Annotated in this window: 12 protein-coding genes; 1 reads left to right on the forward strand and 11 read right to left on the reverse strand. The window is 68.2% G+C overall.

Translation table 11 applies throughout. The features are described 5' to 3' along the window. The 7 genes from E1284_RS09795 to E1284_RS09820 form a co-directional block, all read right to left on the reverse strand. On the reverse strand, window positions 1–195 hold a 195-nt coding region (locus tag E1284_RS09795), incomplete at its 3' end, for a superinfection immunity protein (protein ID WP_131938705.1). A 22-nt stretch (window positions 196–217) separates the two neighbouring features. After that, the gene (locus E1284_RS09800; RefSeq protein WP_131938706.1) at window positions 218–1,099 is read right to left on the reverse strand and encodes a hypothetical protein; all 882 of its coding nucleotides are present in this window, start codon (window positions 1,097–1,099) and stop codon (window positions 218–220) included. After that, window positions 1,096–3,087 carry a toprim domain-containing protein gene (locus E1284_RS09805; RefSeq protein ID WP_131938707.1) on the reverse strand — a complete coding sequence of 664 codons (1,992 nt, stop codon included), beginning with the start codon at window positions 3,085–3,087 and terminating at the stop codon, window positions 1,096–1,098. Before E1284_RS09805 ends, E1284_RS09800 begins: the two co-directional genes overlap by 4 nt. Further along, window positions 3,084–4,001: a DUF2637 domain-containing protein gene (locus tag E1284_RS09810; protein ID WP_165965199.1), complete on the reverse strand. Its 918-nt coding sequence runs from the start codon at window positions 3,999–4,001 to the stop codon at window positions 3,084–3,086. The genes E1284_RS09805 and E1284_RS09810 overlap by 4 nt, the downstream gene beginning before the upstream one ends. Then, window positions 3,998–4,294: a hypothetical protein gene (locus E1284_RS41330; RefSeq protein ID WP_165965200.1), complete on the reverse strand. Its 297-nt coding sequence runs from the start codon at window positions 4,292–4,294 to the stop codon at window positions 3,998–4,000. Before E1284_RS41330 ends, E1284_RS09810 begins: the two co-directional genes overlap by 4 nt. 132 nt (window positions 4,295–4,426) lie before the next feature. Further along, on the reverse strand, window positions 4,427–6,124 hold the full coding sequence (locus E1284_RS09815) for a relaxase/mobilization nuclease domain-containing protein (protein ID WP_131938709.1): 1,698 nt from the start codon (window positions 6,122–6,124) through the stop codon (window positions 4,427–4,429). 114 nt (window positions 6,125–6,238) lie between these two features. After that, window positions 6,239–6,478, reverse strand: coding sequence for a hypothetical protein (locus E1284_RS09820; protein ID WP_131938710.1), 240 nt, complete (start codon window positions 6,476–6,478; stop codon window positions 6,239–6,241). Between the two features lie 315 nt (window positions 6,479–6,793). Here E1284_RS09820 and E1284_RS09825 point away from each other — a divergent pair, with 315 nt between their 5' ends. Continuing rightward, window positions 6,794–7,318, forward strand: a complete 525-nt coding sequence (locus tag E1284_RS09825; protein WP_131938711.1) for a hypothetical protein — start codon at window positions 6,794–6,796, stop codon at window positions 7,316–7,318. Window positions 7,319–7,448: 130 nt separating this feature from the next. Here E1284_RS09825 and E1284_RS09830 read toward each other — a convergent pair whose 3' ends face one another. The 4 genes from E1284_RS09830 to E1284_RS09845 all read right to left on the reverse strand — a co-directional run bounded on the left by E1284_RS09830 (window position 7,449) and on the right by E1284_RS09845 (window position 12,637). Further along, window positions 7,449–8,012, reverse strand: coding sequence for a hypothetical protein (locus tag E1284_RS09830; protein ID WP_131938712.1), 564 nt, complete (start codon window positions 8,010–8,012; stop codon window positions 7,449–7,451). A gap of 462 nt (window positions 8,013–8,474) precedes the next feature. Continuing rightward, window positions 8,475–9,701: an MFS transporter gene (locus E1284_RS09835; RefSeq protein ID WP_165965201.1), complete on the reverse strand. Its 1,227-nt coding sequence runs from the start codon at window positions 9,699–9,701 to the stop codon at window positions 8,475–8,477. A 107-nt stretch (window positions 9,702–9,808) separates the two neighbouring features. Continuing rightward, on the reverse strand, window positions 9,809–11,605 hold the full coding sequence (locus E1284_RS09840) for a S9 family peptidase (protein WP_131938714.1): 1,797 nt from the start codon (window positions 11,603–11,605) through the stop codon (window positions 9,809–9,811). A gap of 30 nt (window positions 11,606–11,635) precedes the next feature. Further along, window positions 11,636–12,637, reverse strand: a complete 1,002-nt coding sequence (locus E1284_RS09845) for a helix-turn-helix transcriptional regulator (protein ID WP_131938715.1) — start codon at window positions 12,635–12,637, stop codon at window positions 11,636–11,638. Window positions 12,638–12,686 lie beyond the last annotated feature (49 nt).

Genomic DNA, 12,686 nt, shown 5'->3' on the forward strand with positions numbered 1-12,686 from the left:
GGGCCATGTGATGGCGGCGATCAGTGCGATGGGCCAGCCGAAGACGGTGGCGCAGCAGATTACGTTGACCAGGATGAGGTAGCCGATGTCGTCCGCGCCGCGGGCGAGCGCGATGAGTGTCGGTAGCACTGCGAGGATGGCCAGGAGGCCGATCGTTGCGAGCCAGAAGAAGGGGCTGTTGAGGAGGGCGGTCATCTTCTCGGTTTCCTTTCGGGGTTTAGAGGTTGCGTCGGCGGTTCCGCTCGGGCGTCTGGGGTGACGTTCGACGTTGAGCCGGCGCTTCGAAGGGTTGCTTCGCGCTCATCTCCAGTGCCTCGTTGATGGAGAAGGGGAAGTCATCGGCGGCCCGTTCGACGTCTCGGGTGGGACGAGGGCACGGGTCGGCCGGGACAGCTTTGGCGATGACGTGGTCGGGCAGGTTGGTGGTGATTTCCAGGACCACCCGCAACTCTTCCGGCTGCGGGTCGCGCCCTTGCGAGCGGAGATTGGTGCGTAGTTCGTCGGCGATCTGGGTCGCACGCTGTTCTTGGCGGGCCTCTTCCCATTCGGCGCGGTCGGGGCCGTGGACTCGCGCCGCCCACTCGGCGCCGGTGCCCTCGTGCAGTTCAGCGCGCTCGGGTGCCGGGTCGCCGGTGCGGACGTTGGGGTCTCGGCTGAAGAACGGCGCAGCCTGCTCCATCGCTTGGAGCGCGTCCGTGCCTTCGGCGCGCAACCGGTCGTAGTGGCTCATCGCGTGGGGGTGGAGGCGGCGCAGTCGCTCCTCGCATTTGCGGACGGCCAGGGCGGCTGAGGCATTGCCGTCGGCGTACGGGACGGCCGCTCCCCATGCTTCGGCGACGTCCAGCAGGTTCGCCTGGCGAAGCCACTTGTTGTCGTGGGCTCGGCCCCAACGTGAGCGGGCTTCGGCCAGTGCGGCCCGACGCAGTCGAGCTTGAGCCTGGTCGGCCTTCGCCTGTTTGGCCTGCCGGACGGCCTTGGAACGGCTCCGGCGCTGGGCGAAACTCTGCTGCACTCCGACGGCGGCGGACACGATCTGGACCATGCGCTGACCGCTGTGTTGGAGTCCTTCGGCGATCGGGTCGGGGTATTGCTGGCTCATGCTGTCCTCCGATGGGTGTCGGGGCGTTTGGACGGGGCTGCGTCACGAGGGCTGCGGACGTCGGGGGGCGGGGGTAACGAGACGTCCGGGCCCGTCGGAGCCGGATCCGGGCTGATCGCCGAGGCGACGAGGGCGGTGATCTCGGCTGGGGCCATGCCGGTGCGGGCGGCGACGCGGGTGACCTGGCGGCCGATCTGGTCGGGCTGGAGTTCGGCGATCATGGCGGCGGCCGCTTGGGCGGCGGTGACCCGCGATTCGACGAACTCCAGCGCTCCCCCGAACCTCTGGAGTTTCTCATCTACCAGCAGGTCAGCGAGGGGTGTTACAGAAAGTAGCGACTCGCGGACACTGGAGTGTCTCGTGGTGGACAGGAGTTCTGCTGGGTCCTGGCCTTGTGGCAGGACGGCCACGTCGACCGGGCCGGTGATGTTGCGGAGTGTGCGCCAGGCTCTGATCACTCCGGCTCGTCCAGCGGGGTCGCCGTCGAGCGCGATGGCCAACCCGGACGTTGGGAGGTCGGTGTGGGCGGCGAGCGTCTCGATGTGGGAGGTGGTGATGGCCGTTCCGCATGGTGCGATGGCGGCGTAGGTCTCCGGGAGGGTGGCGTTGACGGCGATCGCGTCGAGTGGTCCCTCGACCAGCAGCGGACGTGCGTTCCGTACGAGTTGAGCGCGCGCCTCGTGGAGGCCGAAGAGGACTACGCCCTTGCGAAAGACCTCTGTGTCGGGGGTGTTGAGGTACTTGGGGCCGGGGGCATCGTCGCGGCGGCGGCCGATGAAGCCGACGACCTCTCCGTCCTGGTCGCGGAGCGGGAACATGACTCGGTCCCGGAACAGGTCGAAGAGGTCTCCGTTGTCGCTTCGTTTGGCCAGGCCGGCTTCGACGAGCGTCTGCTCGTGGTGGCCCAGCTGCCGTAGATGGTGGAGCAGGGGTTGGCGGGCGCGAGGTGCGAGGCCTATCTCCCATTGCTCCTGCATGGTGGCGGTGAAGCCGCGGCGTATGAGGTAGCGGGCTCCCCAACTGCCTGGCAGGTTCCGTCGGAAGAAGTGGTGCGCGGCGGCAAGGGCAGCCTGAAGGTCGGCCCTAGCGACGTCTGGGTACTGTTGCGCGGACCGAGCGGGTGGTGCGTCGCCTTGCGAGTGCGCGGCCTTCTCGGGGATGAGTCTCGGGGATGCGTTGGCTGAACCGCTGTTGATCGCGGCGGCTTTTGTGAGTCGCCGTCTGATGCGTGTGCTCGTCCGGACGATCTGATCTCCGACTGCGCGGATCGCGGCGGACGAGTCTGAACGGACGTCCGTTCCGGCCCATTGCGATGCCGACGGGAACGACAGGTGCACGACCGGCAGTCCGAGCTCGGCGAGGACGAGGTAGGCGACCGAGTCGGCCATGACCCGCCGGACGCCATGGCAGGCGGCAGAGTCGGCGCTAACCGCATCAATGCGTCCCCCAGGGCACAGCGCGTGAGCGAGCTGGTGAGCGAGCAACGATGCCGCCGCCGACTCGTCCAGCTCTGGCGGGACCTGGATACGGCGGCCGGGACGCCCGAGATAGGTCCAGCCTTGACCCCGATCGACATAAAAATCGAGGTCGGCGGCGAGTCGGGACAGCCGGTGTAGCCCCTCGGCCGGAGTGCACTCGTTCCTCTCGATCGCCTGGCCGTTGGTCTGCTCGATGTCGAAGACGGTGCGCGGCTTTCCGCGCGTGGAGATGATGCGGATGTCGGTTTCGCCGCGGCGGACCTGCCGTCCCTGCTTCTGCCATGCGTCGTAGGAGCGAACGTCGGTCGCCGAGGGACGCTGGGCCGGGATCAGCAGGGTGTTGGTGAATCCATACCGTCCATGCCGGCTGGCGTGTGTCAGCCAGGTGTCCCATGGGAGACGTCCGTCGGCGAGGCTGGCGACAGCGTGGTCGGCTATCCCTTGGAGGACGCTGAGTCGGCGCCGCCGTTCTTCCGCCTGGGCGAGCTGCTCGTCCTGGGATGTGGTCATCGTGCGTCCCGTCCGGCCGACTCTTCGCGGACTGCCGCGATCATCTGCGTGAGTCGGTAGTTCGCGATCGTGAAGCCCGACTCGCGCAGGCGCCGGCCGAGCCGGTCCCGCCTGAGCTGGCCGCCTTCGCGTTCGACCTCGCGTTGGAGTTGCCGGGCGATGGCCATCATCTGGTCGTCCTGCCGGGCCTCCTCCGCGGTGTCGGAGTCAGCGGGCGGGCCCGGCGAGGCCTGGACGGGCATCCGGTTAAGGGCGAGCCGGTCGGCCAGCGGGGCACGCCATCGCCATGACCATCGCCCGTAGTCCTGCTGGAGTTGGGAGACCTCCAGCAGGTGGCGGTACTCCAGGTCGAGGCCCTGCCGGTACTCGGTGATGTGCCAGAGGATCATGCGCCGCCACAGCAGCAGGCTGGAGACCGGCGCGAGGAGCCATCGGGCGGTCGGGATCCGTTCCATGCGGCTGGCGGAGGTGAGCCCGACCCATCGGCGGATCAGGTGCCGGACGCCTTCGATCGCCGTGATGAACAGGACGGGCATGGCCGCGTGCATCACGCTGCCGACCAGACTTCCGTGCGCGGCGGAGACGTTCACCAGGACGGTGCCGGCGATGTAGACCCAGGCGACCCAGCGCAGCACGGGCCAGGGCAGGTCCAGGTACTCCATCAGCAGGTCCCAGGCCAGCAGGATCAAGATGCCGACGTCCATGCCGACCGGGACTATCCATGCGAGGTCGCCGAAGTGCGGCTCGGCCACCTGCCGGATGGTGGTGAACGACCCGAGGCCGCCGAGGACGGCCAGTGCTGCGATCAGCGGAGCGACTGCGGTGGTGACCCATTTGACGGCTGCGGGCTGCGCTGTCCGCCGATCCGCGTCCCTCGGCGCGGGCGGTGTCGGGAGTGCGGGCGGGGTGGTCACCGGGTGCGCCTTTGCACCATCCAGAGCAGCAGGCGGGCGACTTGCCGGGGCTCGTCGGTGCTGCCGAGCAGCCGTCCGTGGGCGGTGACGTAGGCGTAGGTGCCCTCGGCTCCGGCGCACAGGACGGTCTCGGACCATCCGTTGTGGCGGATGCGCAGGCGCCATCGTCCGTTGCGGGGTTTGCGCGCTCGGACGCGGACACCGATGCGCCGCAGTTCGTAGTGGAGCCGGAGGAGGCGGGCACGTCGTTCCGCCAGCTCAGCCTGTGTGGTGGTGGTCCCCTGCGTCGTCATCGTTCCCCCGGTGTCGGTAGTCGACGGAGTGAAACGTCCGTCAACTAGAATCCTTGATCAGGAAGATGCATCACGCCGAGACGTCGGTCAACTACAGGATGCAACTCGGCGTGCTGTCACTTGCGAGCATTCTTACGGGATGCGAGGACGGGGAGCCGGCGAGCGCCCTGTGCTGCGCGGCGGACTCGCCGGGCCAACGCTGGGGCCGGGAGCCCACGGGTTGGGGAACGCGGCCATGGCCAAGCGGACCTGCGACGGCACCTGAGATGCGTCCCGTTGGGATCCGGGCTGCGAGCCCGGGTCGGTCTGCGCCTGCTCAAGGTGGTGACGCGCGCGGCGCGCGGCATCCGCCTGCGCCTGGCGCTGTTGGAGCAGGCGGATTTGCGCGATCGTTTCCAGCAACGCCAGCAGGCGGCTGACCAGCAGGAGGATCGAGACCGTGGTGCGGTCCTGGACACCGGCAAGGGCCAGCAGCCGCGCCGCCGTACGCAGCGCGTTTCCTGCTGATGTGGGACGCGGGATGCGGCCGTACGGGGCGCGGGCCGCGCGCTCATAGGCATCGGCAGCCCGGCGCAGGTGCTGGTTGCCGGTGGCCTTGCCCGCGGCGTGCAGAGCGTCCGACGCCGCCCAGCACGCGTCCTCGGCGGCATAGGGGTCGGTGGCCAGGTGCCGGCGGATCTGCGACGTGGCGAAGGCGGCAGCCCGTGCCGCGTCGTCATAGAACGCCTGGCGTTCCTCATGCGTCAAGTCGTCCTCTGGTCGGACCTCGTCGCGCTCCGAGCCGTCCCAACGTCGTCGCAGGCGCGGCAGCGTGAGGTCGTCGGCGAGTTGGCCGCCGCTGCACCACAGTGGTTCGGCTTGGTCGGGCAGCGCGACGGCGTAGCCGGTGACCTCGTCCGGGTCGCTCTTGCTGTAGCGCGGCCGGACCAGCAACCCGTCCTGTTCCAGCCGGTTGAGGAACTCTGTGGCCGTCCGGGTGTCGTCCGCCGCGCGGCGGACGGCCGTCCGCAATACCGCCCGAGCCGTCCGCGGCGACATGTGCCGTCCAGACAGCGGACGAGACCCCGGGCCAGCGGCGCCGTCCGCGCTCCATCGGCGCCGCAATCTGGGCAGCGTCAGGTCGGCGGCCAGCTTCCCGCCGCCGAACCACACCGGCCGTCCGGACGAGGCGCAGTCGTCGGCCAGCGCGACGGCGTAGCCGGTGACCTGACCCGGTTCCCGGGTGCTGTGGCGCAGGCGGACCAGGACGCCCTCAGCCCTTAACGTCGCGAAGAACTCGGCTTCCGTCCGCGTCCCCGCCGCAGCCACGGCGACATGCCGCCGCAGCACGCCGCGAGCCGACTCACCACGCCCGACCCGCGCGGCCTTCTCGGACTCGCCGCGCTTGGGCCGCCGCGCCGCCGTCCGGTCCGCCGGAGCCGTCCGCCGCAGCCCGAACCGCCGCTCCACCTCCCGGCACGCGTCCCGGATCCGGTACCCGTCGTTCCACACCTCCGGCCGCGCCCCGTCCTCGCGCGCCAGGGTGGCCACGATGTGGATGTGGTCATCGGCGTGCCGGACCGCGACCCACCGGACGCCGTCGTCGTCCTCTCCCTCCGCCAGGCCCGTCCGCGACATCACTTCCTGCGCGACCTCGGCCCACTGGCGATCGCTCAGGATCGGGTCTTCCGGCGCCGCCCGCACCGACACATGCCACACCGGCTTGCGGTAGTTCCGCTCCCCCAGCAGAGCCAGCGGCTGCGTGAGCAGACCGTCCAGGCGGCGGAAGTCCCGACGGCCGTCCGCGCGCAGCGCCGGCTCCAGCTCGGCTGGTGTCCGAAAGCCCGCCACGATGTGCGGATCGCGGTGCTCCTCACAGCGGCCAGGCCCGTACAGGTACCGGACCAGTCCCTGTACTCGCCCGCCCCGCACCACCTTCCCGATCAACGCGCGCCGCCGCCCGCGCTAAGGAAGCCGCTGCCGCAGCTCGTCAGCGAGGTCATCCAGCTTCTCGACAGTCCGCGCCGCCGACTCGGCGTACCACTGCAACTGTGGCGGCGGCTCCCCCGAATGCAGCGCCGCGACCGCCTGATTGAGGTTCACCCCGACCCGCCGCGTCTGCCTCGCCGCATGCATGACCACCGCCAACGACTCCCGCAGCAACGCGTGCTGCGGCTGGACGCTGCCGCGCGCCGCAGCAAGCACCGCGTGCGCCGCGTATGCCCCGACCGCCAGCCGTTCGCCCCTCGCCGCCGAGGCGACCAGCGCGTGCTCCTCATCCGACAGCGAAACCTCACCGACCGCCTGCGCCTCGGCGTCCGATGGGCCCGCCGATTCACCCGCACCGACCTCACCACTTGCTGCGGCCCGTCTTCGTCGACCACCCTCACCTCCTCTGTCACTGGGATCGCGCTCGATCCCCGCCGAGCTGGACCGCGCCCGGTCCAGCTCGCACTATGTGCACGATTTCCATTTCTTGCTCCGCACGGGCAACGCCCTCCGGTAAGGGGCCCCTGCTCAATGGGCATGGCGAAGAATGCCTACGTGATCGCTTTGACCGACGAGTTCCTCAAGACCAGGCCGGGTGTGCTCTGCTACTGGCCGACCGACCTCGACAGCCCGGTCGCCGGTACCTGGAGCATCACGGCTCCTCTCGCGCCGTTCTCCGCCGATGACGAGTACGAGCCAGCGACCTTCCGGCCCGGTACGGCCGGCCCTGAAGTCGTCTCAACGGAGATCTCGCTCGACTTCATCCAGCTACCGGCCACCGAACCCAGCGGCCTGGGCGGGCTGACGTTCACCTTTCCGGAGTCTCCCGAAGATGGCTACATCGACGGTTCGGTGTATCTCATCGCGGCCCACTGCCCGGTCTACGTCCGCCGCATCGATTTCGGTCGGCTCGTCCGGGACCAGTTGGCCGCCACCCTTCATGTCTATTTCGACTTCGCCGCCGCTGGTGGCATCGGCATCCATAACCGCTCCGCCGTCCTGGACACCGCACTGCACTTCGAAGTGGGCAGGCCAATGCGCCCAGGAACGCGGTAACCCACTCCTCGCGAGCCGTCCGGCCCCGTCCAGGTGTGAAGACGGCAGTACAAGTCTTCAGGAGAGAGCGCGGCCGGTCGTTCACACCAACGGCGGCGGCTGACTCAGAGGACCGTGAGATGGCGCCAGTTCACCGACCGCGACGTGGATGCGGCGGTTGTGGTGGCGAGCGAAGTTCCGGCGGCACATCCACTGCAGGATCCGCGCTCGGGAGGACCTCACCGATCGTTCTGGGGAAGTCTTCGCCTGCGGAGCCCACTTGCGCATCGCCTCGTCCCACAAGAGTCACCCCCGCGTGTTCGTCGAGAGAAGCCCCTTCGCCCTTGTCCAAGGCGTGGATGGGCGCGAGTGCGCTCGCCGCTCGCCGGAAGCCGTCGCCGAGTTCAGCCGCCTGCTCGGTCGCACGCGCAAGCGCGTTGTGCACCGTTGTCACGGCGGGGACGGGGTCGTCGCTCTGATCGTGGGCGAGCCGTCCGGCATCGAGCTCTCGCGTCAGGAACACGTCGATCTGTTCGGCCGTCTGTGCCAGGCGGAAGGAGGTCTGAGCCAGGTTCCCTAGCACCGTGTACGCGGCGGCCGGCTCGGTAAGGCCCGGTGGGCCCTGCGCCAGGTGATTGAGGGCTCGGACACGCTCATGCAACTCACCTGCGAGTCGCTCGATGTCATCGTCGGTAGGGGTCTCGTGGTCGTTCATGTGATGTGATCTCCAACGTCGCAATGGATCCGACCATGCAGCGCTCCTCTCTGTTGACGTCACCTGCCTGCATGTGAAGCTTCAAAGCCTCTTGCACTCACCCTGTCAACTAAAAGCAACATGAGCCAGCTTGATCAGCGGTGTGTCGCGGTTCTACGGCTCAAGGTGGCATGTCCGACTGAGCGGAGGTCACCTGTGAGGACGGCAGAACGGAACAGATGGCCGAGTACCGCCTCGCCAAGACCGCCAACCGCAGCGTCGTCGGCCTGATGAGCGAGTTCACCTACCTTGCCGAAGTCCACCGGTCCGGGGAATCGGGACCTGACCTACTCGACCTTCCCCGCATCTGGCGGCCTCTGCGCGCCCCCTTTACGCAAGGCACGTGCGCCCCGACCGCGAACTGGCGCCCTGCTGCAGACCATCCCCCTTTTGGGACCGTGATCCGCCCTGGGCCGCAGCCCGTCACGAGGGAACCGGTACGTCTCCGACTGCCTTGGACGTGGTCACTGAGCCGAGTGGAGCTGCCCGGAGGATGAGGAGCGAACAGGCGACGGCAAGCACGGTGAGGACACCCGCACCGAAGACAATGATCTGCGGCCCGGCACCTTGGACGAGAGGGCCTGCAGCCAGGACGGTCACCGGCATCAGGACGTAGCTGGCGATGATGTTCCAGCTGTTCACGCGCACCAGTACCTCGGGCGCGAAGGTGTTCTGCAGGGCAGTCGTCCAGAACACGTAGTAGATCGCCGTGCAGGCGCCCGGAATGAAGGTCGCCGCCGCCAGGGCGACCCACGGAGCCTGAACTCCCATGAGGAACATGGGGACCGCCCCGGCGGCCGGGAGCACGGCCGTAGCCAGGACCAGCCGGGACGGCTTCCATCGGGTGCCGATGAACGCGCCTGCGAGCGCGCCGACGTACTCGCAGGCGGTGACGATGCCCCAGGCTCGTGCGCCGCCGTGGCCGTCATTCATGTAGATCGGGCCGGCGATGTCGGTGTAGCAGACCATGGCGACGATGACGGCGGTGTACTGGAGCGTCATGATCCAGACCCAGCGGATTGATGCGAACTCGCGCCAGCCCGCACGGAGCTCCCGCAAGAAGCTGGGGCTGCTAGCGCGCCAGCTCGGCGTGCGCAGGCGGCACAGGGCGAGCGCACCGACTGCGCACAGGATGCCGCGGGTGGAGGCGGCCCAGCCGGGGCCGACGACGCTGACGACCATTCCCGATGCCGACAGGCCGATCAGCAAACCGATCGAATCGGTTTGTTTGATAAGGGCGTTTCCTGCGAGTCGGCCGTTTCCGGCGAGGATGTCGGCGATGATGCCGCGGATCGTCGGCAAGAACATCGCCGTGGCGATCCCCGACAGGGTCGCAAGAGCGCAGAGCAGTGGCAGCGAGGCCTGTTCCGTCCAGAAGCACACGGCGAATGCCAGCCAGGCGACGCTGGTGATGATTTCGGCCGCTATCAGCACATGGTGGCGCCGGAAGCGGTCCCCGGCCACGCCGCACAGGACTATGAGCAGGGCGGGGACCGAGTTGCAGGCCAGCACGACCGACAGCCCGCCAGGCCCGTAACCGAGATCCATCACGCCCCAGGCCAGGGCGAGTTGACCGAACCCGGCGCCCGCGCTGGAGACCAGCCGCGCGATGAACAACGGCGCGGTCTCAGGGCTCTTGAAGAGACTCAAGGACGAAGGTACTTTGAGCACCGTCGCAACCTAATGCCCGACGTACTGAGAGTTGCCCACCCTTTCTCTTTCCTTGCCAGCCTCAGGCGAGGCCCTTACTCCAGAAGTCACTGGGCGAGCAGGTGACCGCGCAGGAATTGTGCGATCTCCTCGTAGGCGCGAAGTTCGTTCTTGCGGCTGGTGAAGCCGTGGCCTTCGTCGGGGAAGACTTCATAGCGGACGTCCACTCCCCTGTCGCGTAGATGTGCAACGAGTTGGTCGGCTTCGGCACGGGGTACGCGCGGGTCACGGGCGCCCTGCAGGACGAACAGTGGGGCCGTGATGGCACCGGCGTAAGTGATCGGTGAGCGTTGGGTCAGGTAGTCGACGTCGGTGTCGGGGTCGCCGAGAACGGCGGAGACGAAGTGCTTCCAGGTCGGCGGGCATGCTCGCGCCAGTGTGACCAGGTTGGTGGGGCCGCATAGGGAGACGCCGGCGGCCCACGGGTAGGGCAGGCGCGCCAGGCAGGACAGTGCGGCGAAGCCGCCGTAGGAACCGCCCATGACGGCGATGCGGTCGCCGTCCAAGTCGGGCATGGAGCGCAGGTAGCGGGCGGCGTGGTCGAGGTCGTCCAGGTCGCAGCCGCCCCAGTTGCGGTAGATAAGTTTCTGGTGTGCGGCTCCGTATCCGGTGGAGCCGGCGATATTGGGGGCGAAGACCGCGATGCCCTGGTCGAGCAGGTGCTGGTAGAGACCCGAACGCAGGTAGGCGGGGCGCTCCTGGGCCTCGGGGCCGCCATGGATCGACAGCAGCACCGGGTTCGGGCCAGGTGCGTGCGGCCGGTAGAGCAGGGCGTGGATACCACGCCCACCCGATGCCGGATAGACGACCGGTTCGGGCTCGACAGGCTCGATCACGCGAAGTGCGGGCGGGCGAGCGTCAGTGAGGTACCGGAACCCGTCCTTTGCGTCCAGGACGGCGATCTCGTTGGGGCGAGTGGCTGTGTCCAGCAGCAGGACGACCGGATCGGCGCCGGGTGCGAGAGCAAGCGCGTTGATCACACCGGACGGTATGTCCGGGAGCGCTTGGACGGTGCCGGCCTGGAGGCCATGGAGGATGGAGCGGCCGTCCACATTGACCGACCACAGCAGCGTGTCGTCGGCGGCCTCGATGCCTTCGACATCCCATTCATGGTGTGAGATGGGTTCAAGGCTCTCGTCATCCAGGCTGTAGCGGGCGGCGGCGATGTACTCGCCCCAGATGTCGGTGCGCAGATAGAAGCCGGAGGAGTCGGGGATCCACGGGCCTGGCTCGAAGAGTCCGTCTCCATATGTCGCGGTCACGCACTTCGCCTCCGCATTGGCCTCTTGGAGGTCGATGAGGTATGCGGCGACCTGAGTATTGGATCGAAATCCAGCGGTCAGCAGCCATCGGCCGTCCGGCGAGATGCCCGTTGGTTCGAACACCACTCCGGGCGGTGGTGTGATGCGCCGCTCGGAGTTATCGGCCAGATCGCGGACGAGGACGTCTTGAACCGTCGCGTCTCGGTCGTTGGCGGCGTAGGTCAGGTAACGACCGTCAGCGTCGAAGGGCGAGGCCGCCAGAACTCGCTGGCATTCGGGGCCGGAGCTGATCTCGGTGGGGTGCTCGTCCTCCAGCCCCATCCGGTAGAGCCGGTACTGCTCGTCGCCTTCTCGGTCGGCGGTGAACACCAGGCTCTTGCCGTCCGGCGCCCACGCGATCTGCCGGACGGCCTGATCGGCGAGATCGGTGACCCGGCGAGGCTCGCCACCAGCGACCGAGACGATCCACAGGTCGAACCGTCCGCCAGCGTTGCTGGAATACGCCACCGTGCCGGCGTCTGGGGACAGGGCGAGGGTGGGCTGAAAACCTTGCCGGGGAACGAAGTCGCGGTATTCAGGCATGCACGCCTCTCTGATGAGGTCGGGGGGTGGTCAAGGGATCCAGCCGCGTCGCACAGCAGCGGCCCCGGCAGCGAAGTGGTGATGGTAGAAGCCGAGCTTCTCCCGGATGGTGGCCGCGTCCCGACGCACCGTGGTGACGCTCACGCCGGTTCGCTTGGCGATGCTCGCCTCGGTGAGTCCTTCTGCGAGCATGCTCAAGACCTGCCTCTCGCGCGGCTTCAGCGGGCTCTCGGGGTTCGCGGCACCGAAGGGAATCGCACGCTCCCACAGCAGCTCGAAATACTCACGCAGCGCCGCGGCGATCACCGACGATCGGATCAGCAACGCGCCCGACATCCCGGTCGGTGTCAACGGGAGCATGGCGATCGCCTCGTCCGCCAACTTCATCTTCATACCGATCCGCGGCAGCAACCGGGCCTCTTCCCCGGCTTCAACGGCAATCTCGATCGTCCTGACGCCGACGGGATGCTCGGCACAACTCGTCTCGTACAAGGCCCGGCACCGGACGTGCCCCTCAAAGGACGGTGGAGGCGGAACAGCGGTCAGCTCATCCATCGGCCGCTCAACAGACTGGTTGTCCATCGTCATCCAGTCGTGCCGCGCGGCCGTGATCAACGAACGCGACACGTTCCCGATCTCCTCGCGATCAGTGATGATCCGCACCAGACGGTCGCTCGACTCGTCCACGATCGGGCTTGCCCACGGATTTGTTTCCGCCATCCGTCGCTGTCCGGCCAGCAGCCGTTCCTGATCGGCCACCAGCCTGCGGGTCAGAGCAGCGAGGGTGCCCTGTAGGGCCAGGTCCGGCGGGACGGGCGCCAGCCGCGGCGGCAGCGCCGGCCCAGACGACTGCACGTGCGCCATCCCCGCGGCGATCAAGGCCTCGACGCGCTCGGCACCGCCCAGCAGATCCGCCCCATCGCTCTCCGAGCACCACCCCTGTGCCAACAGCCGGGTGTAGGACGCCAGCAGCTCGTCCGGGACGAGGTCCTTCAGCAGCCGTTCGGCCGCCTCCTTGGCCTCAACGACCATCCCACCACCTCCGGACACAGAGAGTAGCGATAAGGGGCGGAAGAGTTAC

Source organism: Actinomadura bangladeshensis (assembly GCF_004348335.1).
GTDB classification, from domain to species: Bacteria; Actinomycetota; Actinomycetes; order Streptosporangiales; family Streptosporangiaceae; genus Spirillospora; species Spirillospora bangladeshensis.